Source organism: Pseudoalteromonas rubra, from assembly GCF_005887095.1.
Lineage (GTDB): Bacteria > Pseudomonadota > Gammaproteobacteria > Enterobacterales > Alteromonadaceae > Pseudoalteromonas > Pseudoalteromonas rubra_E.
On sequence record NZ_PNCI01000046.1, the window covers coordinates 1 to 26,879 of the forward strand.

At 46.9% G+C, this 26,879-nt stretch carries 21 protein-coding genes and 2 tRNA genes; 14 read left to right on the forward strand and 9 right to left on the reverse strand.

The window, feature by feature from the left end; translation table 11 throughout:
• The first annotated feature begins 96 nt into the window (after positions 1-96).
• On the forward strand, positions 97-741 hold the full coding sequence (gene adk, locus CWB99_RS18835; protein WP_010385354.1) for an adenylate kinase: 645 nt from the start codon (positions 97-99) through the stop codon (positions 739-741).
• A 223-nt stretch (positions 742-964) separates the two neighbouring features.
• Here the strand turns inward: adk and cmoB are convergent, their stop codons facing one another.
• Positions 965-1,933 (reverse strand): tRNA 5-methoxyuridine(34)/uridine 5-oxyacetic acid(34) synthase CmoB, encoded by a 969-nt coding sequence (gene cmoB / locus CWB99_RS18840; RefSeq protein WP_138552053.1) that lies wholly within the window; start codon positions 1,931-1,933, stop codon positions 965-967.
• A gap of 10 nt (positions 1,934-1,943) precedes the next feature.
• Positions 1,944-2,669 carry a carboxy-S-adenosyl-L-methionine synthase CmoA gene (cmoA, locus tag CWB99_RS18845; RefSeq protein ID WP_138552052.1) on the reverse strand — a complete coding sequence of 242 codons (726 nt, stop codon included), beginning with the start codon at positions 2,667-2,669 and terminating at the stop codon, positions 1,944-1,946.
• Between the two features lie 125 nt (positions 2,670-2,794).
• Here cmoA and CWB99_RS18850 point away from each other — a divergent pair, with 125 nt between their 5' ends.
• Positions 2,795-3,481, forward strand: a complete 687-nt coding sequence (locus CWB99_RS18850) for a DUF3334 family protein (protein WP_138552051.1) — start codon at positions 2,795-2,797, stop codon at positions 3,479-3,481.
• Positions 3,482-3,576: 95 nt separating this feature from the next.
• Here the strand turns inward: CWB99_RS18850 and CWB99_RS18855 are convergent, their stop codons facing one another.
• Complete coding sequence (locus CWB99_RS18855; protein ID WP_138552050.1) at positions 3,577-7,464, reverse strand: PAS domain-containing hybrid sensor histidine kinase/response regulator; 3,888 nt, start codon at positions 7,462-7,464, stop codon at positions 3,577-3,579.
• Between the two features lie 110 nt (positions 7,465-7,574).
• Between CWB99_RS18855 and CWB99_RS18860 the strand changes: the two genes are divergently transcribed.
• The 8 genes from CWB99_RS18860 (at position 7,575) to CWB99_RS18895 (ending at position 16,606) form a co-directional block, all read left to right on the forward strand.
• Positions 7,575-8,687 carry a response regulator gene (locus tag CWB99_RS18860; RefSeq protein WP_171045394.1) on the forward strand — a complete coding sequence of 371 codons (1,113 nt, stop codon included), beginning with the start codon at positions 7,575-7,577 and terminating at the stop codon, positions 8,685-8,687.
• 179 nt (positions 8,688-8,866) lie between these two features.
• Positions 8,867-9,709, forward strand: coding sequence for an isopenicillin N synthase family dioxygenase (locus tag CWB99_RS18865; protein WP_138552048.1), 843 nt, complete (start codon positions 8,867-8,869; stop codon positions 9,707-9,709).
• A gap of 346 nt (positions 9,710-10,055) precedes the next feature.
• Complete coding sequence (nagK, locus tag CWB99_RS18870) at positions 10,056-10,967, forward strand: N-acetylglucosamine kinase (protein WP_138552047.1); 912 nt, start codon at positions 10,056-10,058, stop codon at positions 10,965-10,967.
• Between the two features lie 3 nt (positions 10,968-10,970).
• Positions 10,971-12,089, forward strand: coding sequence for an N-acetylglucosamine-6-phosphate deacetylase (gene nagA, locus CWB99_RS18875; protein WP_138552046.1), 1,119 nt, complete (start codon positions 10,971-10,973; stop codon positions 12,087-12,089).
• Between the two features lie 65 nt (positions 12,090-12,154).
• Complete coding sequence (nagX, locus tag CWB99_RS18880) at positions 12,155-13,276, forward strand: transmembrane glucosamine N-acetyltransferase NagX (protein ID WP_171045395.1); 1,122 nt, start codon at positions 12,155-12,157, stop codon at positions 13,274-13,276.
• Between the two features lie 278 nt (positions 13,277-13,554).
• Positions 13,555-14,349: a glucosamine-6-phosphate deaminase gene (nagB, locus tag CWB99_RS18885; RefSeq protein WP_138546699.1), complete on the forward strand. Its 795-nt coding sequence runs from the start codon at positions 13,555-13,557 to the stop codon at positions 14,347-14,349.
• 115 nt (positions 14,350-14,464) lie between these two features.
• Positions 14,465-15,409 (forward strand): NAD(+) diphosphatase, encoded by a 945-nt coding sequence (gene nudC / locus CWB99_RS18890; protein WP_171045396.1) that lies wholly within the window; start codon positions 14,465-14,467, stop codon positions 15,407-15,409.
• 27 nt (positions 15,410-15,436) lie between these two features.
• A complete protein-coding gene (locus CWB99_RS18895; protein WP_138552044.1) occupies positions 15,437-16,606 on the forward strand; it encodes a cystathionine beta-lyase in 1,170 nt (389 codons plus the stop codon).
• Positions 16,607-16,651: 45 nt separating this feature from the next.
• Here CWB99_RS18895 and sbcB read toward each other — a convergent pair whose 3' ends face one another.
• Positions 16,652-18,103 carry an exodeoxyribonuclease I gene (gene sbcB, locus CWB99_RS18900; protein ID WP_138552043.1) on the reverse strand — a complete coding sequence of 484 codons (1,452 nt, stop codon included), beginning with the start codon at positions 18,101-18,103 and terminating at the stop codon, positions 16,652-16,654.
• Positions 18,104-18,857: 754 nt separating this feature from the next.
• Here sbcB and CWB99_RS24180 point away from each other — a divergent pair.
• Positions 18,858-19,016 (forward strand): hypothetical protein, encoded by a 159-nt coding sequence (locus CWB99_RS24180; RefSeq protein WP_160317350.1) that lies wholly within the window; start codon positions 18,858-18,860, stop codon positions 19,014-19,016.
• A gap of 468 nt (positions 19,017-19,484) precedes the next feature.
• Entirely contained in the window at positions 19,485-20,285 is an 801-nt protein-coding gene (locus tag CWB99_RS18905; RefSeq protein WP_138552042.1) for a hypothetical protein, read from the forward strand.
• 127 nt (positions 20,286-20,412) lie between these two features.
• Here the strand turns inward: CWB99_RS18905 and CWB99_RS18910 are convergent, their stop codons facing one another.
• Entirely contained in the window at positions 20,413-21,264 is an 852-nt protein-coding gene (locus CWB99_RS18910; RefSeq protein WP_138552041.1) for an alpha/beta hydrolase, read from the reverse strand.
• Positions 21,265-21,404: 140 nt separating this feature from the next.
• Positions 21,405-21,992, reverse strand: coding sequence for a TetR/AcrR family transcriptional regulator (locus CWB99_RS18915; RefSeq protein ID WP_138552040.1), 588 nt, complete (start codon positions 21,990-21,992; stop codon positions 21,405-21,407).
• A 263-nt stretch (positions 21,993-22,255) separates the two neighbouring features.
• On the opposite strand from CWB99_RS18915, the gene CWB99_RS18920 reads away from it, so the two are divergent.
• Entirely contained in the window at positions 22,256-23,491 is a 1,236-nt protein-coding gene (locus CWB99_RS18920; protein ID WP_138552039.1) for a serine hydrolase domain-containing protein, read from the forward strand.
• 75 nt (positions 23,492-23,566) lie between these two features.
• On the opposite strand, the gene CWB99_RS18925 is transcribed toward CWB99_RS18920, so the two are convergent.
• A tRNA-Pro gene (locus tag CWB99_RS18925) sits at positions 23,567-23,643 on the reverse strand.
• Positions 23,644-23,953: 310 nt separating this feature from the next.
• Between CWB99_RS18925 and CWB99_RS18930 the strand changes: the two genes are divergently transcribed.
• Positions 23,954-24,715, forward strand: coding sequence for an SDR family NAD(P)-dependent oxidoreductase (locus tag CWB99_RS18930; RefSeq protein WP_138552038.1), 762 nt, complete (start codon positions 23,954-23,956; stop codon positions 24,713-24,715).
• Positions 24,716-24,831: 116 nt separating this feature from the next.
• Here CWB99_RS18930 and CWB99_RS18935 read toward each other — a convergent pair.
• Together CWB99_RS18935 and CWB99_RS18940 are read right to left on the reverse strand one after the other, a co-directional pair.
• Positions 24,832-24,908: transfer RNA gene (locus tag CWB99_RS18935), tRNA-Pro, on the reverse strand.
• A gap of 159 nt (positions 24,909-25,067) precedes the next feature.
• Complete coding sequence (locus CWB99_RS18940; protein ID WP_138552037.1) at positions 25,068-26,486, reverse strand: alanine/glycine:cation symporter family protein; 1,419 nt, start codon at positions 26,484-26,486, stop codon at positions 25,068-25,070.
• Between the last annotated feature and the right edge of the window lie 393 nt (positions 26,487-26,879).

Genomic DNA, 26,879 nt, shown 5'->3' on the forward strand with positions numbered 1-26,879 from the left:
ATGAGAAATCTTTAACGCCGTGAGCGTCCTATTTGCTCCTTCAAATTGAACAGGTATTAAGTGAAATTGGTATAACTCACATACGAGGAACACACTATGCGCATTATTTTGCTAGGCGCGCCGGGTGCAGGTAAAGGCACTCAAGCTCAATTTCTAATGGAAAAGTACGGTATTCCACAAATTTCAACGGGCGACATGCTACGTGCTGCTATCAGCGAAGGCACGCCACTGGGTCTGGAAGCCAAAAAAGTGATGGATGCAGGACAGCTTGTATCTGATGACATCATCATTGGTCTGGTAAAAGAGCGCGTTGCAAAAGAAGACTGTGCGAATGGTTTCCTGTTAGACGGTTTCCCGCGTACTATCCCTCAGGCAGATGCAATGAAAGAAAACGGCATTGCCGTTGATCACGTTATCGAGTTCGACGTTGCTGACGAAATCATCGTTGAGCGTATGAGCGGTCGTCGCGTACACCCGGCTTCTGGCCGTGTTTATCACGTTGTGTACAACCCGCCTAAAGTAGAAGGTAAAGACGACCAGACTGGTGAAGACTTGATCATTCGTGCCGATGATACGGAAGAAACAGTACGCAAGCGCCTTGGCATTTACCACGACCAGACTAAACCTCTGGTAAGCTACTATCAGTCAGAAGCGGATGCAGGCAATACTCAGTACCACAAACTGGATGGTACTCAGGCTGTTGAAGCGGTAAGCCAGCAACTAGCTGAGCTGTTGGGCTAATTTACTGCCCACATAAACAGAAAAAGCCAGCTTAGATGCTGGCTTTTTTGTGTTTGAGCATACCAATTTGCTTAATTAAGAGCTCTATTTTTAGGCGAGAAAATAGGGTCGATAACGAGGCAAAAATTTTGCTATTTAGTTGCTCTAAATGAAAAATTTTTAACACAGTTAGCGTTCTATTTGCTCCTTCAAATTGAGCATGTATTAAGTGAAATTGGTATTATTAGGCTTTTGCGACAATAATTGCTCTAAGCGGAGCGGGGTAGCCCTCAATCGTCTTACTGGGATCGTTCGGATCCAAAAAGTCGGCCAGAGATTCGGTCTGCATCCATTCGGTGCGTCTTTGTTCATCCAAAGAAGTGATGTCTTTATCTACCACCTTGATGTCTTTAAAGCCCACGCGTTGTAGCCACAGCGCTAGCGCGTCACAGCTCGGAATAAACCAGACGTTACGCATTTTGGCATAGCGATCTGTCGGTACAAGCACCGTGTTTACATCACCTTCAATAACCAGAGTTTCGAGCACTAACTCACCGCCCGGGCGTAACTGCGCTTTTAGCTGAGCCAGGAAGTCGATGGGGGAGCGACGGTGATACAGCACCCCCATAGAGAAAACGGTATCAAAGGCTTTCAAATCCGGGAGTTGCTCCACACCCAGAGGTAACAGATGGACATTCGGATCCGGATTAAAGTGCTTGATGGCCTGAAACTGACTCAGGAATAGGTCAGAGGGATCGATCCCCACGACAAACTCAGCCCCCGCACCGCGCATGCGCCACAGGTGATAGCCAGAACCACAGCCGATGTCGAGCACGCTGCAACCATGTAAATCGCTGATATGTGGTAACAAACGATCCCATTTCCAGTCGCTGCGCCATTCGGTGTCAATGTCGATACCATGAATATGGAACGGGCCTTTGCGCCAGGGCATCATGCGTTTAAACAGATGTGTCAGTTGCTTCTGATGTCCCTCAGAAAGTGGCTCCTGACGGGTAAAGGACACTTTGTTCTCAATGTCGACTTGATCGGCTGGCAGATCAGGGAGGTTTTTGAGTACCTTTTCCCATTGTGACCAGTCACCGTGCTGGGCTTCTTTTTGCCAGTGAGACAGTTGTGCCGGCAGTGTTTCCAGCCAATGACTGAGGGGGCTTTTCGCAATAGCGGCATAAAAATCGGTAAACCAGGAATTCATAGTCTTTCTCTTATTTAATCGCTACCAGGGAGCAGAAGTTAAAGCACTGATACCACACCTGGGTATGGGCAAATCCTATCTGCTCCAGGCGGTTTTTATGGGTGCTGAGGCTGTCGGTGCGCATTACGTTTTCAATGGCAGTGCGCTTTTGGCTGATCTCCAGCTCTGAATAGCCATTGTGTCGTTTGAAATCGTGGTGCAGGTCAATCAACAAATTATCTTTGATGTCGTTTTCACCTTTGATCTTCTCCGAAAGCAGCAATACGCCGCCGGGTTTCAGCCCCTGGTAAATTTTTTCAAGCACAGCGGCTCTTTGTGCCTGGGGGATAAACTGCAAAGTAAAGTTCATGGCAACGACGCTGGCGTTGCTTATCTCTAACTCGTTAATGTCGCCCAGTTGTACGTCTACCGGTACGTCTGATTTGAAGCCTTTCAGATGCATCTGGCAGCGCTCGACCATAGGCTGGGAGTTGTCTACGGCAATAATGCGGCAATTTTCTTTGTCGATATTACGGCGCATACTAAGGGTGACCGCCCCCAGTGAACAGCCCAGATCATACAGGTTTGAATTGCTCTGCGCGTATTGCCCGGCCAGTTTACCCATGGTACTGACTATGGTGGCATAACCCGGCACCGAGCGCTGGATCATGTCCGGAAATACTTCTACAACGTTTGCGTCGAAGGTGAAGTCTCTGACTTCTTGCTCTGTGGCATATATACTGTCTTTGCCCGTCACACTGCTAGTCCAATTTGTCTTACAAAAAAATAATCATGCTATTTTAGCATTTTATACTAGATAGTCAGTGATAAATTGAGTAGCTTGGCTAGTATTAACAATAAGAAGTAAGTTAGAGAACCAACATGGCGAAAAATAAAGTGATCAGCACAGAAGATATCCTATCCACATTATGTCACTCGGTGACTGAGGTTTTATCCTCGGCCAGTGGCAATCAGATTGCCTACTCGGCAATGGTACAGAAGATCACCCGTACCTGTATGCGTCCAGACATTGGTTGTTTTGTTCTGTTTGACGGTGGTTTTACCGGTCTGGTTGTCACCAACTTCACCGCACAGGCTGCAATGGAAGTTTATCAGGACTATATGCGTTCTATGGGCATGCCGGAAAACGAAATCGCGCAAAGCCACTTGTCGGATGACGTATCCAATGTGATGGGTGAGCTGATGAACCAAATCGTTGGTGATTTCACCAGCAAAGTGCGTGAGCAGCTTCAAACCTCTATCACGCAGAACCAGCCCAAAATGATGGCCATTAACAAACAGGTTCAGATCTCGGTGGATACGACAATGGACAGACCACAGGCGCGCCGTGTCACCTTTACCACTCAGGGTCAGAACATTTTCTATCTTGAACTGGCAATGGATAAAACCGAGTTTATCAAGCTGCACGATTACGACATCACCGAAGCCGTGGACCCGGATGACATCATTGCCAGCCAGAGAACCAAAAAAGCTGAGTCTGCAAAAAAAGCAGAGACATCAGCGGAAGACGTTGCAGATGACGACTTTATGGCTGACCTTGGGTTATAACGACTAATCTTACCTTTAACGCAGTGTAGCCAGGCTTACTAAAGGCTGGCTATGCTGCCTCGTACTCAGCTTTTTGAGCTCTGGTTTATTCTGGTTTAAGCAAGTTGTGGTACGTAAGGCAGCAACAGCGCGTGTGCTTTTTCAAACTCATACCGAGCAATCAAATCATTAAGTTCATCCAACACTGCTTCAGGCAAATGCGCGTCAGTATGCATTGATGCGATAAGCTCAGTGGCAGTTGCGTCATAGTCCTGCAGCGCTTTCGCAAGAGTTATCAGGATTTCGTCAGACTGCTCAGACGGTGCATCAGAGCTCTTATCTGAATGGCACTTTTCTGCCTCTGCTGTGTATAAGTTTACATAATTCGACACCTGCTCATGGCAGTGCCTGATGTACTCCAGCAAATTATCAATCTGTGTTCCGTCTAAGCTATTGTCCTGAAGTTGAGACTCAAGTACAGCACATTGGCTCGTCAGGTGTGTCATAGATAAGTTCGCACTTGCGCCTTTCAGGGCATGGAGTATGTGCTCTGCAAGCTCTGTGTTACCTATGGTGATGGCCTGTTTAAGGTTGATGAGCTCCTCTATCTGTTGCTTAACAAATTTTTCAAGCAGCGAAAAGTACACGGCCCGGTTGCCAGCAGCCCGGTTGATACCAGCCTCGATATCAATCCCCTCAAGTGTGAAAGTCTTGGCCTCTACACTTGGTGCTTCCAGCTCGTCAGACTCAAGTGGCACTGCTTTTTGAACACCTTCTTCGGCCTCACATTGTTTAGCATGAGCCAGTATGGTTTCAACCATGTTTTCAACATCGATAGGTTTGGCTATGTGGCCATTCATACCGGCACTCAGACAAGTCTGTATATCAGCCTGCATGGCATTGGCCGTCATCGCGAGTATAGGTGGTTGGCTGAGTTCGGATTTTTTGCGAATTGCACGGGTTGCCTTAAGCCCATCCATAACCGGCATCTGCATGTCCATCAGCACCAAATCAAATGCAGTTTTTTGTACGGCCTCAAGTGCTTCCTGACCATTGTTGGCAACAGCCACATCGGCGCCATGAAACGTCAAAATTTCAAAAGCAATCTCCTGATTAACGGGTTGATCTTCGGCTACCAGGATAGTCAGTCCGGACAATCTGGAGTCTTTGGTGGCACTGGAGGCAGTAACTTGCTGCGGCTGCGGTGCCAGACAGGCTTGCAGGCAATCGAACACGCTTGATGGGTTGATAGGCTTCAGTAAAATACTGGAGATCATATGCTTTTGATCGTCTTTCAGTCCAAGCTCACGGCCATAGGCGGTGACCAGGACATATTGTCTTGAAGAAGAAAGACGATGTAATTCCATAATGGTATCAATGCCGTCTTTTTGTGGCATATGCCAGTCAACAAAGGCAATATCAAAATGGGGTTGCTGATTTTGTACGTATTCAATACAGGCATCACCGGATGAGAACAGCTTAGAGGCGATGCCAAACTTTTTCAGCATGGCGGCCATGACTTCTCTTGCCAGCGCATTGTCGTCCACAATTAACGCTATTTTGTCTTTAAAATGTTCAGAGGGCTGGCTAACCAGACGGGTAGTGGTGGCAAAAGGCAGAGGTAGCGAAAAATAAAAGGTTGAGCCTTTGCCTGGCTCGCTTTCTACAAAAATTTCGCCGCCCATCAGTTTCACCAGGTGTTGCGAAATAGTCAGACCCAGGCCGGTGCCACCGTATTTACGCGTAATAGAGGTGTCAGCTTGTGAAAACGACTGAAAGAGTTTGGTTTGTTGTTCGCTGCTCAGCCCAATTCCCGTATCAATGACACAAAAGAGTAATTTGGCACTTTGCTCGTCTTCACTTTGATAGCTGATTTCGATGGTCACTTGCCCTTGCTCTGTGAACTTAACGGCATTACCTGCAAGGTTGATCAATACCTGGCCGATCCTCAGTGGATCGCCAATATAATCATTCGCTACATCCGGGTGGACATCAAATATCAGCTCGAGCTGTTTTTCTTCGGCTTTGAGGCCGACGATTGTCGCTACGTTATCCAGCACTTTATCAAGGTGGAAGTGGGTGGACTCAATTTCAACTTTGCCTGCTTCGATCTTAGAGAAGTCGAGAATATCGTTCAGCAGTTTTAGAAGCTGTTTGGCGGCGTTGTCTATCTTTTCAACATAATTACGTTGTTTTGTCGTGAGCTGCGTATTCAGTGCAAGGTGAGCCATGCCAATGATGGCATTCATGGGAGAGCGAATTTCGTGACTCATGTTAGCGAGAAATTCGCTTTTAACTTTGGCGTTTTTGTCGGCCAGCTCTTTGGCTGCAAGCATATTACGCTCGAGCTCGTTTCGCTCTGTCATGTCTAAAAAGGTCCCAACCACACCACCAACTTCCTTATAACCGTCAAAGAAAGGGGCCTCATGTACTATTAACTCTCTGGATTCCTGTTGGCCATTCTTCAGAGTTAACTCGAACTGATGCTGTGTTTGCTGCTCTATGGTGTAATTAGATTTTTGCTCCAGATAGCCTGTTGTATAGACATCAAATACGTCCTGGATCCGCATGCCGGTCACCTCGGCCTCAAACAGGTCCAGAAAATCAAGAAAAGCCCGGTTTACGCCCAAAAAGGTGCCCCGGGTATCTCGGTAGTAAGTCGGGTTGGGAATGGCATTCAGGATATGCAATGTCATCTCCAGGTGCTGAGACAGGGCAGTTTCTGCAGCGAGCTGCTGCTGCGCGTTTTCACATAACTGAATCTGAATCGCAAGATCTTCACATAATTGCTGAACACTGCTCTGTTGCTCGCTGTCGAACTTATCGATACTGGCAATATATAGCGCGCCTTTCAGTTGATTATTAACAATCAAAGGGTACAAAGCAGCACTTTTAATAGAAATGGCGACGGCACCTGTTTTTAGGTCAAAAGCGCCATCGCCGGAGACTAGGCTTTGCCGGGTCAGAGTCCGACACAGCTGAGTGAACTGAATACTCAGGTTATCCAGACAGGGGGGGCAGCCTATAGTCTGTAAAGGGGTTAGTACTTTGTCGCTGGTATCACAAATTGCCACACTGGGGGCTGCGTAGTAAGTCGCAAAAAATTCCAGTGCGAAGCGTCGCAGTTCATCCGGGTCGCGGCTGTGGCGGATCCCCTGATTAAACATTTCGCGCAGTTTGGCGATTTCCACTCGGTTGTGAAGCTTGTCGTAGATCTGACCCACCACATTGGCCAGGCTACTTAGCTCTTCTCCTAATTGTTCTGGCAAGCGCAGCTGAGCATTGCCGCTCTGGTTAGCGTCGTGCAGTGACTGGTATAACCGTTTAAGTGGATCGAAAAGGCGGAAATTACACCACCAAGCACCCAGCAAAGTAGCCAGTCCAATCAATACAACTCCCCATATCGCAAGTTGATTCAGGCGCATGTACTGCCTGTCTTTTTCTTTATATAGTTGTGCACTTTGCTGGGAGAATATTGAATTCAACTGGTCGATTTGTGTCGTGATATGCTGCAAGGTGCTGTGATAGTTTGCCAGATTAAAAGGGGCCGCAGAAGCGCTTGGTTGAGGCTGTGCCAGCTCAGCAAAGGTTTGCGTATAAAGTTGCCTGAGCTCACCATACAATGCGGTAAGTTGTGTTGCTGAGGATTCTATTGGCAAGCTGGCCAGGGTGTGGACCAGTTCAACCGGTTTTTGCGTTTCCTCTTGTGTCGATTGCGTGCCTGACTGTGCACCCCGTGCGAATGTCAATGCCGACTCACTATAATCACGCAGCGATTCAAGCTGGTTTGGCTGTGGATTGCTCAAGTACAGAGTAAGCTGTACAGCGTGATGCCGTGCTTGTTCCTTAAGCTCATAAGAGACATTAGCTAACGTGTTTAGGTTATCTAACTTTTTGTTGGTCGGTTCGAGTTTGGTATAACTTAAAAAGAGTAGTAACGCAGAAATAACTAATATCGACAGTATCACTGCAAAGACAATATTCACTCTCAATTTTACACCCATATACACGCCACACTGTTGAGTTTACTAACATAGTAACCATAGTCGCGCGCGGTCATTTCTCAAGCTATGCTTACTGAAAGTGCAAAAAGTAACTTATGAGGATAAAAGGAATGGCAGACATTTTGGTGGTTGATGATGTTGCAGAAAACCTGCATATGCTTCAACTGATCCTGCGTCAGCAAGGACATACGGTACTTGCCGCGATCAATGCAGAGGTCGCGCTGAATATTATTCATCGCAAACCGCCTGAGCTGGTGATCACCGATATCAAAATGCCAGGAACATCCGGGATCGAACTGTGTAAGTTGCTGAAGGCAGAAAAGCATACCAGCCATATTCCGGTGATTTTTGTCAGTGCACACAGCGACACAGACTGGATAGTCGAAGCGCTTCATGCCGGCGGTAATGACTATATCACCAAGCCTTTTATTCCTGCAGAGATATTAGCCAGAGTGGATACACAGATTAAGCTGCTTGATGCACAAAAGAGTGCGGTAAAACAGCAGCTTTCTCAGGTAATGAACGAAATGGTGATTGGCGTAGCGCACGAAATCAATACGCCATTAGGCACGGCTATAACAGCGGTTAGCCATTGTTCAGACACCATTTATAAGCTGGTAAGTAGTTTGAAAGAGGGCGAGGTAAGCCTTGATGAGATTACGGATAAGCTGGCAGAGTGTGATACAAGCCTGTCTTTAAGTGAGCGAAACTTAACCCGGGTGGCTAAATTCGTGTCTATGGTAAAGCAAATTGCCCGGGTAGAGTGTCCGGTGTCGCCCACCCGAGTGAGCTTGCTTGAGTTTGCTGAGAAAGTGCAGTGTGCCTGGTTGAATAAACCGGTCAGCATAGAAATTATCGTTCATCATGAGGGGGCCGCTCTGTTTGACGGAGGTCTGTTGGCCTCAGTGATAGATACCTTGATTGCGAACTCACTGTCTCATGGCCGACAGGAAGGGAAGTTGGAGGTGCGTATTGGCCTCGGTATAGAGGATACACAATTAATTGTCAGCTACCTGGACAATGGTCTGGGGCTGGATGGGATCTCAGAAGAAGACATGTTGAAGCCATTCGTGACAACAAAAAGAGGTAACACGGGGCATGTCGGATTAAGTGCTTCTGTGGCGGCTAATTTGATTGTGAATGCCTTAAATGGTAGGTACCAGGTACACGACCGTCAGCACGGGCTGGAGTGGCAGATATCTTTGCCTGTGGAGCCGATTTGATCTGAGTCAATCTCGGTGATTATTGGCAGGGGAGGCGGACATAAGTCCTTATCTGCGGCGGTGGATTTCTCTAAGCTCGCGAGCAAGATTTTATCTTAATTCAAAAAGTTAATTTTCAATGTTCGAGTTGCAGTTAATTTCTTGAATTTAAGTCACGTTAAAATATCGGTGGAACCATTATGCAACAGCTACCTACAGTTGACTATCAAGCGCCTGACGCGGCGAAACAATTTGTTGAATCTCTGCGCTCAACGGGCTTTGGTGTACTAAAAAACCACCCAATTCCTCAGGAACTGGTTGAGTCTATCTATAAAAACTGGCAAGAATTCTTTAACTCAGAAGAAAAGCACGCGTTTTTATTCAATAAAGAAACGCAAGACGGTTACTTTCCGCCGGATGTTTCTGAAGTTGCGAAAGGCTTCACAATTAAAGACATCAAAGAGTACTTCCACGTTTATCCAAAAGGTCGTGTGCCTGCACAACTTGATGCAGAAATTCGTGAGTACTATCGTCTGGCCAATGAGTTTGCGGCAGAGCTGTTAAGCTGGGTTCAGGCTGAAGCTCCGGAAGACGTGCGTGCTAAATTCTCTATTGATCTGAAAGACATGATCAAAGAATCTGAACAAACACTACTACGTGTTTTGCACTATCCACCGATGACAGGTGATGAAGAGCCGGGTGCTATCCGTGCAGCAGCACATGGCGATATCAACCTGTTGACTGTCCTGCCTGCGGCAAATGAGCCAGGCTTGCAAGTACAAAGACAAGACGGCAGCTGGTTAGATGTGCCATGTGACTTTGGTAATTTGATCATTAACATTGGTGACATGTTACAAGAAGCGTCGGGCGGGTACTTCCCATCTACCATTCACCGTGTGATTAACCCAACCGGTAAGGCCAGTGATAAGTCACGCATCTCACTGCCGCTGTTCCTGCACCCTCGTCCTGATGTGGTCTTGTCTGAGCGTTACACTGCTGACAGTTATCTGCAAGAGCGTTTGAGAGAGCTGGGTGTAAAATAATATCCACCTGTCTGGTTTCTATATTGAATTAATGTAGAGAATTGGTTTTAAAAACGGCGCGAAAGCGCCGTTTTTTGTCATTAAATGTGACAATCTTCGTGTTTGCAAACGGTGTCGACTAAATCCACCACCTAAATGCAGAAAAAGGACAATATTCAGTTCCTTGCAAAAATTTTTCTGACAATTAAGCAAAAGTATGCAATATTAAAATTTTTCACACTGCGAAAAAATAATAAAAAACTTAATGACAACGCTGTCATTTGTTGTGTAACATCAAATCAACATGACTGAATACCGGTAGCCTTTGAATGAGGAGGCACCAACCACAACTTTTAGGGGTCGTTACATGATGGCTAAACAGGTTGAACATGACCAGTTATATATAGGTATCGATGGTGGAGGGACGAAATGTCGTGCCACCATATACTCTGCAATACATGGCGTACTAGGCACTGGTCTTGGTGGTCCTGCGAATCCCTTGCATGGATTCGAAAGAACCTTAGAGTCTATCATGGTCTCGACTCAGTTAGCTTTGCAGGATGCAGGACTCAGGGTAGAGCAGGTTCACGAACTCAATGCAGGTTTGGGCCTTGCAGGTGTAAACTTACCGAGCTTATATGACAAAATTATGCGCTGGGATCACCCGTTCAAGCAAATGTTCCTGACAACGGATCTCCATACCGCCTGTATTGGTGCACACGAAGGAGAAGATGGTGCGGTGATCATCACAGGTACGGGCTCATGCGGGTTTGTGCTGGTGGATGGGAAAAGTGCTAACTATGGTGGGCACGGGTTTGCTCAGGGTGATGTTGGCAGCGGTTCCTGGATGGGACTTGAAGCAGTCAAAGCCGTGTTACTGGATTTGGACGGCCTTGGGCCAAAAACAGCCTTGTCTCAGGTCTTTTTACAGCATTTCAACACCAATACTGCAATGGGTATTGCCGAGCAAATGGCGGGACAGCCTTCCAGCAGCTACGCAAAGCTGGCTCGTTATGTATTGGATGCCGCGAAAGCCGATGACCAGCTGGCGCTGGATATTGTGAAAACCGGGGCTGATTATGTCAGCCGACTTGCCCACAAGCTACTGGAAAACAATCCACCCAGATTATCAATGATTGGGGGGTTATCCGAGCCGTTAAGTCAGTGGCTGGACCCGGAAATTGCAAAACGGGTTGAACTGCCTAAGCAGCCACCTGAGATGGGGGCGATTTACTTCGCAATGCAGAGCACTCAACGTCAATCGGAACTCTTGGTATAATTCATGAACAGATTTTTAGCCAGCCGCTTGTTTGACGGCACACAATTTAAAAACGAAGTTGAGTTTGTTGTCGATAATGGCAAGCTTCATTTTGAATCTCATCCCGCGGGCAGTGAAGTTACGCGACTTGAGGGCATAACCGCACCAGGCTTTATTGATGTCCAGGTTAATGGTGGCGGTGGTGGCTTTTTGAATGCCGATCCCTCATTGTCTTGCCTGACGACCATAGTCACAGCCCATGCTAAGTTTGGATCGACGGCACTGATGCCAACGCTTATCACAGATCAAGTCGCGGTCATGGAGCAAGCCGCGGATGCCATTGCTCAGGCAATTGCGCGCAAAGAGCCAGGTGTTGCCGGGGTTCATTTTGAAGGTCCGCATTTGTCACACCCAAAGAAGGGCACCCACAGCGAACAATTTATTCGTCCAATTTCTGAGCGAGAGTTCGCTATTTATGCCCGTGAAGACATAGGGATTAAAATGGTGACCCTGGCCCCTGAAACTGTGCCACTGAGTGACATCAAGCGTCTTATTGAACTGGGTGTGAAAGTGTCTATCGGCCATTCTAATGCAGATTTTGAAACCACCATGGCCGCACTGGAAGTTGGTGCGGACGGATTTACGCATTTATTTAATGCCATGTCTGCCTATACCTCTCGTGAGCCTGGGGTTGTGGGAGCGGCGTTGTGGGATGACAACGCCTGGTGTGGTCTGATAGTCGATGGACATCATGTGCATCCAGCCTCGGCCAAGCTGGCGATTCGCGCTAAGCAACGTGGCAAAATCATGCTGGTAACTGATGCGATGCCGCCAGTTGGCACGGATGATCAGGAATTTGATTTCTTTGATGGCCGTAAAGTGATCCGCACCGGTGATCGTCTAAATTCGACGACGGGCGAGTTGGCGGGCAGTGTCCTGGATATGGCAAGTGCAGTACGCAACAGTGTGAACACACTCGATGTGACATTGTCCGAAGCACTAAGAATGGCTTCGTTATATCCGGCACAGTACCTTGGACTGCCTGACAAGGGGCGTCTGATCGACGGTGCCGATGCTGACTTTGTGCTGCTCGATAGTGACCTTCATGTATTACAGACTTTCATTAACGGAAATCGCATTTAATTTTCCCTGGGTAAAAAACCCCGCTGTTGTTTAGCGGGGATTTTTTGTTTCTATAGGTAGTAATTATGTCAAATAATAAGAAAAGACTGGCGTCGCTCGATGCCTTACGTGGCATGGACATGTTTTGGATCCTGGGTGGTCAGTCCATATTTGCCGCGTTGTTTGTTCTGACCGGCTGGCAGGGGTGGAAGATTTTTGAAGCTCAGACGCTTCACAGTGCCTGGCACGGCTTTACCTTTTACGACTTGATTTTCCCCTTGTTTATCTTTTTGTCAGGGGTGGCGATGGGCTTACGACCCAAGCGCATCGATCACTTGCCATTGGAAGAGCGCAAGCCTATTTATATCAAGGCGATTAAACGCCTGGGTTTGCTGTGTCTGTTTGGTGTGCTGTATAACCATGGCTGGGGCACAGGTATTCCCGCTGACTTGGGCGAGATCCGCTATGCCAGTGTACTTGGGCGCATTGCCATTGCCTGGTTTTTTTGCGCTATGCTGGTGTGGCACTGTAGCCTGAGGACAACGGCGCTCACAGGGGTTGGTATCTTGCTCGCATACTGGGTGTTGTTGTGTTTTATTCCCGTGCCTGGGGGCAGTGCAGGGGAGCTCACACCGGCTGGCAGCTGGAATGCCTGGATAGATCAGGCATTGCTGCCAGGAATTACTTATCAGAATCGCCCGGTTGACCCGGAGGGTATTTTGTCTAGCTTTCCGGCTATTGTGAACGCCATTGCCGGCGTCTTTGCCGGACAGCTGATTGCGCAGTCGGATAAACTGGGTCAGTGGCAGGTCGCAGGGCGTCTGTTTGTTGCCGGTATGATCAGCCTGGCATTGGGCTGGTTATGGGACCTGCAATTCCCGGTGAATAAAGAGCTGTGGACCAGCTCTTTTGTGCTGGTCACTGTTGGCTGGAGTGCCATTTTCCTGGCTATTTTCTTTACTCTGGTAGATATACTTAATGGTCAGAAGCTGGCTTACCCCTTTGTGATCATCGGTGCCAATTCCATTATTATTTATCTGGCATCGAGCTTGGTCGACTGGCCCTTTATCAGCCGCAGTGTGTTTGGTGGCATCATCATTGCGGTCCCTGAACATTGGCAGGCGCTGCTCAGTGTGTGTGCTCTGCTGGCGGTTCAGCTGCTGGTCTTACACTGGATGTACAAACGTAAGATTATTGTTAGCGTATAGCCAAGCAGACCTCAGTGTCGTATCTGGCATCTGTTAACACTTTGAAAAATGACCTGCTCAGCAGGTCATTTTTATTTTGGCTATAAAAAAAGTACATTTTTTTATCACTTTTACTTTACAAGCGCGTTTTTTTCCCCAATAATGACAGCGTTGTCATAATGGTAATAACCTAAACAGTGTATCCCAGTTAGGTTTTGATCTGACCTTGTTTTGATTGCACGCAGAGCAAGGTTCAGATCCCATTTTTCCTGTTTGTTCACAACCTTGAGCCTTACATTATGCAAATAGTCATTCTTAAAAACGCAGCTGAAGTTGCAGCATATGGTGCCGATATTTTTACTCAGCAGTTAACACGTAACGCAGGCTCTGTTTTAGGACTGGCGACAGGATCAACGCCAGTTGCTTTGTATCAGGAACTGATCCGTCGCAACCAGGCGGGCACAGTAAGCTTTAGCAAAGCCAAAACGTTTAATCTGGATGAATACTTGGGCCTGAATGGCGATCACCCGCAAAGCTATCGTTATTTCATGAACGAGCAGCTATTCAACCACATAGACATTAACAAAGATAATACGCATGTCCCGCCAGGAGATGCCAAAAACCCAATCGAAGCCTGTAAAGAATATGAAGCGCAGATCAGCGCAGCCGGTGGCATCGATGTTCAGCTTCTGGGCATAGGTCGCAATGGTCATATTGGCTTTAACGAGCCATCGTCAGGACTGACATCGCGTACTCGGGTTAAAACCCTGACCAAAGCTACCATCGACGATAACGCTCGCTTTTTTGCAGCGGACGAGTACCAGCCACACCTGTCGATCACCATGGGGATCGGTACGATCTTAGATGCACGTAAAGTGGTCTTACTGGCAACCGGTGAAAACAAAGCCGATGCGGTACATGCCATGATTGAAGGTCCTCTGACCGCCGCTTGTCCAGCATCAGCCTTACAAATGCACCGCCACGCCGTGATTGTGCTCGATGAAGGGGCTGCCAGCAAACTGAAAGACATTGAATTCTACAAGCATATTGAAGCTGAGAACCAAAAGCTTCAGGAATATCTTGCCTCTCTGTAGTGTGTTATCACACTGTAGTTCAAGCCCGTAAGGGCTTTTTTTTTGCCGCAAAGCTATTGGCATTCGGGCCAGCTATGTTAGCGTGTCGTCAAAGAACAACAAAAGGATGAACGTCGTGCTGCATTACACGCAAATGAACCTGGACAGGGCCTCTGCTGAACGAAAAGACCCTAACTGGTTACTTGGCCAATACGGTGAAAAAAGCCGCTGGTTGCTGGTATGGAATAACAAAAATTTGATTGTCAGCAGCGAACGCGAGCTGGCTTTGTTGTCTCAGTCACAGGTTGACACACTTGACCGCGCCGAAGCCGTGTTTTTAGGCATTGACGACACTTATAGCTACTTTGCGTTGGATGTTAGCGAAGTTGAACAAGAGTTACTTCAGGGCTGTATTGATGTCAGCTTTGACGAGCACACGTTTGAGCAGACTTTCCATTTTGAAGACATGCGCACCATTGGCCCAAAGCTTGATGCCGAATTGGCATCGGTAGGCGTGCTGGCTCGCGGGCTGTGTTACTGGCATAAAACGCATCGTTTCTGTGGGCGTTGTGGTAGTCCAAATCGCCCTGTGGAAGCCGGACACGCGCGTTTGTGTAACGATAAAGAATGTCGTCATATGACGTTCCCGCGCACGGATCCCGCTGTGATTATGCTGGTAACGCATACCTTTGCAGATGGTGTTGAGCGCTGCCTGCTTGGTCGACAAGCGCAATGGCCCGAAGGTGTGTATTCAACTCTGGCGGGGTTTGTTGACCCCGGTGAAACACTGGAGCGGGCCGTGATCCGCGAAGTTAAAGAAGAAGCCGGGGTTGAGGTTGACCAGGTAAGCTACCTTACCTCGCAACCCTGGCCATTTCCGTCGTCTATTATGCTAGGCTTTATAGCAACTGCAAAAAGCACCGACATTTTTGTTGAGCAGGATGAGCTGGAGCATGCACAATGGTTTTCCCGAGCGGATCTCAACGGATTTGCCGAGTGGGGAGACGATGTGCCCGGATATAAACTCACCCGCAAAGACTCTATCTCCAGATATCTGGTTGAATACTGGCGTCAGCAATGATGCATTTAGTCCAAAATTGAGCACACTATGAAGAAGAATACTAAATTGGTGGCTGTAGGCCGCAAATCCCAGTACACCAAAGGCGTGGTTAACCCTGTGGTACAACGGGCATCAACCGTTGTTTTTGACTCCGTTGCCGATATGCAAGAGGCGATCTCTGAGCGTGGTAAACGCACTTTGTTTTACGGTCGTCGTGGCACTAACACCCATTTTGCATTGCAAGACGCCATTATGGAGCTTGAAAATGGCGCCGGTTGTGCGTTATATCCGTCTGGTGCCGCCGCCATTTCACAGGCCCTGTTGTCGTTTCTGAAAACCGGCGATCATCTGTTGATGGTAGATACTGCCTACGAGCCAACCCGTGATTTTTGTGACAAGATCCTGGCTGGATTGGGGATCACAACTACCTATTATGATCCGCTGATTGGCGCTGATATCGAATCACTCATTCAGGACAACACCAAAGTGTTGTTCCTGGAATCTCCTGGTTCTATCACTATGGAAGTGCAGGACGTGCCGAGCCTGGTCAAAGTGGCTAAGGCAAAGGGCCTGATCACTATGCTGGATAACACCTATGGCAACGGCTGGCATTATCGCCCGCTGGAGCATGGCGTGGATATCAGCATTCAGGCTGCTACAAAATACATAGTCGGTCACTCCGATGTCATGATGGGCGTTGCCGTGGCTAACGAGACGCTGTGGCCAACCCTGCGCGAAAACTCTTATCTGCTTGGCCAGTGTACCTCAGCAGACGACGCTTACCTGGCATTACGTGGTTTGCGGACCATGCCGGTACGCTTGCAGCAACACGAAAAGTCGGCACTTCAGGTTGCCAACTGGCTGGCCGGTCACCCTCTGGTTGATCACGTGAGACACCCTGCACTGAAAAGCTGCCCGGGACATGAGTTTTTTAAACGCGACTTTAGCGGCAGCAATGGTTTGTTCTCTGTGGTGATGAAACAGGGGCACCGCAAAGCCATTAACCGTTTCCTCGACAGCTTACACCACTTTAAGATGGGCTTTTCATGGGGCGGTTTTGAAAGCCTGGTAACGGCGAATGCCAGCATGGCTCCTCTGCGTACAACAACGGGCTGGCAGCATGGTCCGGTGATCCGCTTGCACATAGGTCTGGAAGATGTGGAAGATTTGATTGCTGATCTGGAGCAGGCGCTCAAGGTCTATCAGGAAAGCTTGTAACAGAAGCGGGCGGTGAGGCTGTCACCGCCTGTTTATGATGCCAAATTAAAGGCTCTGCGCGTAATGATATAGCGCCTTTAACACAGCCAGATTCTTTTCATTGCCTTCATGTTCATACACCAGATTTTCCAGCGTGATCATAAAGTCCTGCGCATTGATAGACGGGTTGTCTTCGCCATGCATGAGTTTGTTCTGACAGTATTTACGCCACTGTTCCAGTTCACTGGCAGAGAGGCTTTCAGGCCAGTTTCGGGCACGATAGCGAAACAGCAGGGTATGGAATTTAGGATCTTCAAACTCCAGGTTGAGTGAGCCTAATTCGTGCGGCGGCGCTTCGCGTACAATGGCCAGCTTGGCTTTGTCGGCTTTACTGATAAAGCCATTATAAAGCTGATAATCCGGGTTAGTTGTGTCGCTGAAATCGCCCTGATCGTTAAACACCTCAGCCACCTTGTCGCGCAGCTCCGGGTGAGACTTCAGAATTTTAAGATGTGCCAGGCACTGTTCACGATCAATCCCCAGGCGGGCAGCGTTCTCTGGCAACAAAGTTTTTGCAGGTGCTAATATCGGACATTTGTTCAGGTGAACCAGTTTCAGGCCAACCGGTAGCTCATCTTCGCCCAAATCACTGTGTTTAGTGTATAAGCGCGCACGGAGTTCTTCTACCGACAGGTCCAGCAGCACCTGCGGGTCATTGGTCAGGTTGAAACACACCACGGCATTTTTGTTCACCGGGTGAAAGCTCATTGGCGCAATCCAGCTGGTGCAACCCTGAGTGGCCGGAATACGCGAAGAGGTATGCACCAGTGGCTGCATGTTAAACACATCAATCAGGTCCGCGAGTGCTTTTTTACCGCGCAGCGAGAAGAAAAACTGATACAGTTTAGGCTGTTTGTCTTTAATCAGCTTGGCCAGCGCAATGGTTGCCGTTACATCGCTCAGCGCATCGTGGGCATCGGCGTGCTCAATGCCGTTCGCTTTGGTGAGGTCTTCCAAGCGAAAGCTTGGGGTGCCATCTTCTTTTTCTGGCCACACAATGCCTTCAGGGCGAAGCGCATAACAGGCACGCACTAAATCAATGATATCCCAGCGACTATTGCCATTTTGCCACTCGCGTTCATAGGGGTCATAAAAGTTGCGATACAGACTGTAGCGGGTCACTTCGTCATCAAAACGAATGCTGTTATAACCGGCCACACAGGTATTGGGTTTACTGAATTCACGATGGATCTTGGCCATAAACTCACTTTCCGGTAAACCATGCTTAAGCGCATGCTGCGGCGTGATCCCAGTCACCAGACAGGCCTCTGGCTGAGGCAAATAATCCGCCGCCGGGCGACAATACTCAATCAGCGGCTCCCCTATAATATTCAGGTCCAGGTCGGTACGGATCCCGGCAAACTGACTCGGCCGGTCCTTCTGCGGGCTGGCCCCCCAGGTTTCATAATCGTGCCAGTAGATTGTCGGGATATTATCAGTTAATTCTTGTGTCGCCATCAGGCTATAAATCCTATTTCTATCAACCTGTTATTCTTATTCAGTGCTGCAGGTTGCTATTCAGAGTTTGCTGTTTTTAAACCTAAGTGTGTATCACTGCGTGTAACGCACTCAATCAGTGTGTATATAAATGCGCATACTGCTTAGGCTTGTACAAACTCAAAAGTCTGGAAATCTAAGTCGTTACGCTATTGTCTCATAGTGATGGGTTGGGAGTAAACGGAAGAGGGCGAGTGCGGGTTTGCATGCACAAATATTAAAAGGTTCAGGGCAGGGCGTTGGTAAACTAACTAATAGTTTATCATCAAAAAAATCGGTCTCTTCCTATTAGTGGAAAATCTACTTAAAAGCTTGTTCAGTATATGGGGTCACTCTATGTGTGTCACTGAAGCTAAAAGTTCCTAATTCCGAACACCATGACATGAGGTAGGTGAAATTATGTATGGGCATTACCAGTTTTTTGAGCATTTGAGTCGCAGATTGGCTAATGCATCAATATCAGAGTGTGATGTCGTGTCATCTTTTACGGCTCGTACTTAGTACAAAAATACAGCGCTGTCATTTCTGTTTCCTTGATAAAATTTCAATATAGTAAACAACTTAAAAAACAAGTACCTAAAAACGCGCACTGAGAAAGTGGCTAAAACACCTTGTTTTTTGTTGCTAATTTCAACACATTGTTTAACGGATGAGCACAGCAGAGTGTCTCATCATTTGTCGAATAATCATTGTAAGAAATACAACAGGAAACAACATGAAACTTAAAAAGGTTAAATTAAAAACGCTAAGTACAGGTAAAAACCTAAACGCACAGCAAACGAATGAGATTGCGGGTGGGGCAAGTGCCTACAGTAAAGACTATGGCGCATGTTACACAGCGCCTGTATTTTGCCCAACCGCATATATTTGTTGATAATGCTGCTTAGCCCGGCTTAGTCGGGCTTTATGTTTTAACAAGGAGTCCAGTCAGATCTTATCTATTTGCCCTTCATGCATTTCATTTAGGTATAAGCAAACCGGAATGTTCTCCTACAGGGCTATGCCAGTTGGCTAATTCTCTTAACTTTGAATCGTATATCAAAAACTTATAACAATATCTGTCGTTATTTTAATGTCTTGCATTCCATCCAGGCAGAGTTGACGCAATTTTCTTGTATGGACCCATTATCAACCGGGTGTTTAAGGTTATTTTGTTGCGATTCAATAAAAGCGGATACTGCTTTAACTACTATTTTGCGCACTTTAATTGTACATAATTGCGTCGTCTTATTTGAGTTCAATGGCTAAAGTTTGATACAAATACTAAGTAGATGGGATATCTTTTCACAAGTCTCTCAGAGACGACATTGCGCAAAAATTAAAAAGAGAAGGAATAATAATTATGACAAGGCAAGTGCCTAACTGGGTGGTTATTGCTGGAGCTGTGTTTGGTGGTCTTACCCTGCTCTTTTTCATGCTATTGATAGTCATGTCGGTCTTTGGCTTAGAAGTGCCCTGTGATAGCCGTTTTTTAGTTGTGGTTGTCATAGCTTTTGGGGTAGCACTTTCTATCACTTTTTTAGGTGGAGCCGTTGCTGCGAGGGGCAGTGTTCCGTTACCTTTTATATCCAGGCATCCATTTACATTTAGCGCATCCGGCGGTATCGCTGCGTTTATCGTAGTGTTAACTCTCTCAAATTCACTGTTCAGTAAGAATTGCGAGTCACCTATTGTGGGGTGTGCTGATGGGTATCAAAGTCACTATGTTTCGCAGCTAAGGTTCGGTTTTTGTTACCCCCGCAGAGGGTGGGAACTGGATACTGCTGCCATAGATATCAGAGCTGCAGATATTTTTATTAGAGCTTCAGAAGATAGAAATATCGGGGTGCGTTATCACCTTACGACAGTACCTGCTGTTTTTATGAATGAGCAGGACGATTACTTCCAAAGGACCGCAGTAACCTGGTCACAATTAGACGAAAACATTGAGCACGGCCCCACTAATGTAGGCGGGCGCAAGGCGTACAGTTATCAATTGACGCCCCTTAACGGCAAAGGGGAGCCAATGCCAACAAGGATCACTCATATATTTTTATCGAACGAGATGCTTTTGGAAATATACGCTTCTCACATGGAGGATACTTCTGACGTGCTGAAAAGCGAGATAGAAAGTATCGTGGCCAGTACTTCGATATTTAAGTGAGGTGATGTCACTTTCTGCGCCTGACAGTTTAGTGTTCATAGCGTTGGGCCAGTGTATCACCTTGCTTTGAAAACCGAACTTTAGCCCTGCACATATGTTAGCAACATATTTGCAGGGCAGGTATTGTCTAAGGCGTTACCAATTCCTCAAACGCTTCTTTTGCTTGATCGCTTTGCAAGATACGGCCATGCCCAAGCCCCTGTGTTTCTATGAGCTTTACCTTAGACATTTCGGTCGCGGCTTGTTTAGAGACGGTAAACTGCGCAAACCGGTCATTCTGGTCGTGCACAATAATACACTGAGCGGAGCGGCTTTTTAGCTTTGCAAACGGGTCAACAGACGTCATTGGGTAGTTGTATTCATTTTCGACCTTGCTGACGACGGAGCGAAACAGCCGCATTGAATAACCAGAACGCTCAATGCTGCCAAACAAATTGCTGACATAATCCAGCACGGGTGCAATTAATAGCAGCGGTTTGTCGGCAAGTTTTGGGTGCTTACATTCAATAGCAGCGGCGCAGCCCATACTGTGGGCGATAACACCTTCAACATGCTCTGTACTGTCGAGTACAGCTTCAAGTCCGTATACAAAGGCCGGTAGGTGACCGACCGAACCTTCACTGTTGCCATGGGCTGGATGGTCAAAGGCCAGTGCTGTGTAGCCTTGCTGAGCTATGTGCTGCATTAGAGGGAAAAACTGGTTGGCACTGCCAGACCAGCCGTGGGTTAACACCCAAACGGGCCCACTACCAATCTGATAGGTTTTTAGTAAGCCTTCTTTTGAAGAAATACTGCCCTCAACCATTTCATTTGGTGCCGCATGCTTGGGCTTAGCCCTGACCGGCGTAAGCAGTAGCTTAGTTGCAGTCTTTTCGGCATGTCCAGGCGCTATTCTGTGGTGCGCACGGGTCATGACATTAAGCATATGCTTTTTGAAGTTAAATTTGCTGTCTGATTTAAAGTAAATCTTGTCACTCATTTCTCTTTCTCCACGAAAAACACCATAGCCAGTTAACTTTAAAACGAACGGTCGTGCTATTAATGTGTTCAAAAAAAGGCTGAAGGTGTTCAGCCTGGGGTTTATGCTGTTTAGTCTAAACTACTGGAAAGCTTAAACAACTACTTCCAGCTCTGTATCTGGCGCTCTACGCCATGCCAGAACCGCTGTGTGCTTTCTTCCTGTCCATGCATTGAATGATACAGGTGGGCACTCAAATACAGGCCATATAACTCAAAGGTGGCTTGCTCTGGTGCCAAACCAGCCCGAAACTCGTTGTTTTCAACGCCTTTGCCTATCTGGATCTGCAAATAGGTTAACCAATTTTCAATGCCTTGCTTGAGTACCCGCTGAGCGGCAGATTCGTCGGCACATTTTTCTCGCCAGGCGTCCAGGAACATACAGCTGCCCTGGAATGATTGATTCCAGTTTAACCAGTGATGTAACAGCGCCTTTATCTTCTCTTCATAGTTGCGGCAGTTATCTGCACGAGCAGGCACAATAACGCGTTGTACAAAAATATCATTGGCAAAATCAACAACAGCCGCCTGCAAGTTCTCTTTTGAGTTAAAGTGTGCGAACAAACCGCTTTTAGACATACTGCACTGTTTGGCCAGCTCACCAATCGTCAGGCTTTCCAGACCATTCTCACTGGCCAGCGTAAATGCCACATTTAAAATGTTATCGCGGGTTTGTTTGCCTTTGCTCATACACTACTCACTGCTATGTTGCATATATTTATAGCACGACCGTTCTTTTAATGATAGATCAAAGTTTAAGGAGTGTGTAAGAGCATGGATAGTAGTGGCCATAAGTTTGATACATATTGAGTGCCAAACTAGCTAAAAGTTAGCCATAACCACCAAAATGCATAATCCCGTGTGACTCCAATTTCAAAATCTTATTAAAATACAATGATATAAAATTTGGTCTGTATTATGCTCCTGTATGTGTTTTAATTTGGAGAAGATCTTTGAAAAAGCTGTTTATCGCTGTTTTACTACTGCCTGTGTTCTGGATTTTATTACCAAAACAAGAAGCCATCAGCCAGGACAAGAAGACGTTTAGCGAATACATCAAGGCCGTTATGGAAGAAGCTGCTATTCCGGGGCTGGCGATCGCCAAAATTGACAATGGTGAAGCCACACTTCATACCTTTGGCTTTGCGGATGTGACGCAAAACAGGCCGGTGACACAAGACACCTTGTTTAATATCGCTTCAATCAGCAAACCCATTATGGGCGTGGTGCTGCTTAAGTTGGTAGAGCAGGGTAAGCTTGAGCTCGACCGGGATATTAACGATTATTTACCGTTTAAGGTTGATAACCCCAAACTAGAGAATGAGACGATTACACTCAGGTATTTGGTGACCCATACCTCCGGGATTGCAGATTACTACGATGTAAACAGCTTCACGGCAAATCGGGATCCTGAAACGACCTTGGAAGCGCACTTGAAGTCATTACTGACACCCGGGGGGCATCTGTATGAGCAGGGGGCCTATTATCTGGACCATCAACCAGGCACTCATCGCAAGTATAGCAACCTGGCTTCTGCTCTGGCGGGTTATCTGGTCGAGGCAACCACGGGTGAAAGCCTGGCGCAGTACAGTGTGGATCATTTGTTTAAACCGTTGGGAATGGACAAAACCCGCTGGCGATTAGAAGGTCTCTCATTTGCAGAAATAGCAGTGCCTTATGAAGTGGAATCCTGCATTCCTTATACACCTGTGTGTGGTGATTTCGAATCACCTAAATTGAATTATGTGATTAACGAGTACTTTAATCCGCCCATTGCATTCAAGCGGTTTGTGTCACAGCCTCACTATGGTAACCCTCAGTATCCTGATGGTGGGGTCCGCACCAGTATCAAAGAGCTCAGCCTGTTTCTGACCCAGCTGTTAAAAAACCAAACCATAACCGGCGAACCACTCCTGTCAGCTGCGATATTTCAGCAAATGATATCGATCCAGGCACCCGAAACTGTATCAAAAGGTCAACGTTTCTTCTGGCGCGACAACAGCATGGGATTGATAGGACATATGGGCTCGGATCCTGGTGTATTCGCAGCCATGTACTTTGATCCAAGCAAAAAAGATGGGTTTATTATTCTGATGAACCGGGGATTGGACACTAAATCGGGCAGCGCCATGAAAAGTATAGCAGTCAGATTAATGAATCAAGAGTCTGATGTTAGAGAGTTACATTAAGAGAAACGACATGGACGTTGCTGAAAATACTGAAGGACTAAGTGACAATAAGAGTAGAAAAGAGGGGGAGAAGAATGGTCGGCATAGCAGGATTTGAACCTGCGACCCCTGACACCCCATGACAGTGCGCTACCAAGCTGCGCTATATGCCGACTTGGTTGCCACTATAATGATTTTTATTGGAAAGGCAACACCAGAGCTGTTTGTTTGCACATTAATTAAACATAAGGGTTTCAAAGGGACTCCCTTTGTACAAAAAGCAAAGGTCAGGGGGTGTGAATACGCTGGAAACTTTCCCGGGTGAAGTAAACTAAATTGGAAATGGGCTTGGCGTGTGGTAAACATGGCTTGTCTGAGAGCTTTAAAATACAGGCAACTGACTTCGAGGCCTAATTTTGATTGACATCGGTTAAGTCTAACCGTGTCGTGGAGCAAATAGCCATTTTACCAGGAAAGTTAAATATGCGTTTCGAAAACAAGAAAGTTGTGATTACAGGAGCCAGTCCAGACTTTGGACTGACGCTGTCTATTTTGTTTGCCAGGCTAGGGGCTGAGTTATTTCTGTCGGCCAGAACGCTTACCAAAGCGAAAGCGACAGCCCGGCAGGTAATCGAAGCGGTTCCTTGTGCCAAAGTCACGCCGTTTCAGGTTGATGTGACTAAGCCTGATGAAATTGCGCTGTTTGCACAGGAAGTTGAAGCACGCACTGCTGAAGTCGACATTTTGATCAACAATGCTTCATTCTGGTTGTCTGGCTCAATATTAGAAGTATCAGATGAGCAGATTGTCGAAACTATCAATTCTACAGCGACAGGCAGTATTTTGATGACGCAAAAATTCCTACCACTTTTACAGCGTTCAGCTTCACCAGACATTCTGTTTATCAATAGCACCGCCAGTCTCGAAAACAACCCACGCTCAGTTGCCAGTGAAGCTTTTAGCGCTGCAAAAGCTGCACAGTCCACATTTGCAGACCGGCTTCGGCATCGGTTAATGGGGCAGGGTATAAGAGTGATCAGTAATTATCCGCCCAACTTCGACAATCCATCTGCGCTCAATGAGGCGCAGTGGGATCAGCCCCGTTCGCACACAGACCATATGAGTCTGACAGCGCGACATGTTTTTGAATGCATCCAGTTTGCTTTATCTCAGGATCGTGTCTGCTCCGTTGATAAAATTGTACTAAGCAATAACAGTATGCTTGCGAATGACAATAATGCCTAAAGAAAACAAATATATGAGAGAACAGGTTTTACTTTTAGTTGTGGCGTTGTTGTGGCACAGAGCTTTTGAAGATGAAGATACTGAAATATAAGTATTTGACTGGAGCGAGAAAAGAATGGTCGGCATAGCAGGATTTGAACCTGCGACCCCTGACACCCCATGACAGTGCGCTACCAAGCTGCGCTATATGCCGACTTGGGCTTCACTATAATGGTTTTTTTATGAAAGGCAATAAGTAATTGTTTCGACTGAATGTTATTTGTGCTGAACGGGCTCGAGTGTAGATTTGTTGCACAATAGGATTCACGTGGGGGAAGTGAGGCAGCGTGCGGCACGCTACCCCGGCCTCAGATTACTTGTGCCAAATGCCTTTAGGTAAGGTTTTTAATACCTCAGGCTTTTGTGAGGGATCAAATACGGGCGTCTTACCTTGCTTAAGTTGTGCGCGATAGTCTTTGGCAAGCCAGATAACAATGCCAGACAACATGAACAGCGCAACCACGTTTACAATTGCCATCAGGCCCATTGAGATATCGGCAAGTGTCCAGATCAGGCCAAGCTCACCTACAGCACCAAACATGACCATGGCCAATACACAGGCTCTGAATATAAACAGGCCTTTAGGATGGTTATGCTCGAGGAATAACAGGTTGGTTTCTGCATAACTATAGTTTGCAACAATAGAAGTAAAGGCAAAGAACAGAATGGCGATAGCCACAAAAATTGCGCCCCAGTCGCCCACGTGTTCAACCAGTGCGGCCTGCGTTAATTGAATACCCGTGACACCAGATTCTGGCACGAGTTGATTAGACAGCAGAATAAGTGCGGCGGTGGCACTACATATCACTATGGTATCAACAAATACGCCCAGCATCTGAACATAACCTTGTGAAGCAGGGTGGTTTGGGTTCGGGGTTGCACTTGCTGCGGCATTTGCGGCACTACCCATGCCTGCTTCATTGGAGAATAGACCACGTTTAATTCCCTGGATCATTGCCTGCATGACGGCATAACCTACTGCTCCGCCTGCAGCTTGCTCAAAACCAAATGCGCTGTTGATGATCAGCATGAAAACGTCGGGTAACTGGCTGGCGTTCATAGCACAGACAATGATTGCCAATAATAAATAGGCGATTGCCATGAAAGGGACTGCCAGCTCCGCAAAGCGGGCAATGGTTTTAAGACCGCCAAAGATAATAAAGGCTGAGCCACATACCAGCAGTAAGCCCATCACATATTTGGGAACATCAAAGGCCACTTCAAACGCTGCTGCAATCGAGTTTGCCTGCACGGCATTAAACACCAAGCCGAATGCCAGGATCAGACATAAAGAAAAAAGTACACCCATCCAACGTTTATTCAGGCCATACTCCATATAATAAGCAGGGCCACCTCGGAAGTTGCCCTCATCGTCTTTGGTTTTATATAGCTGCGCCAGTGCACTTTCAGCAAAACTGGTCGCCATACCAATGAGAGCGATGAGCCACATCCAAAAAATAGCACCGGGTCCACCCAGGTAAAGCGCAACGGCAACGCCTGCCATATTACCGGTACCAACTCGTGCGGCAAGTGAGGTACAAAAAGCCTGAAAAGAAGAAATTCCGTCTTTGGCGCCACTTCGGCTGTTTGCCATGACTTTGATCATGTACGGGAATTGAGTGAACTGAATGAAACCCAGTCGGAGGGTAAAGAAAACACCTGCTGCAATTAATAGGTATATAAGTATATGACCCCACAGCAAGCCGCTTATAGTATTAAAAAAGTCAGCCATTGGATTACGACCCTTATTATAGATATAGCAGAACGGGTAAATAAGGTGGCGTAATTTAGCACATGACGGCTTTCAACTCTAAGTATTATTGCTTTACCCACAGGTTTTTGTGGGTAACTTGTGTGACAATTGTGAGGACATATTGGGTAAAAAATTAATTCAAAAAAATCATAAAAAGCGCTTGCGCTGCATTCGAATCTCCCTATAATGCGCATCCATCGACACGGCGGACAGCAAATATAACGCTGAACAAAATGACGATGAGTCACATAAAACTTAGTTTAATTTCTTTTAAATCTGAGTGTTGACATAAAGTGGGAAGTGATTAGAATGCACAACCCTCAGCGCTAACAGCGCAGCGATGACAAGTTATCGCACTGTTCTTTAAAAATA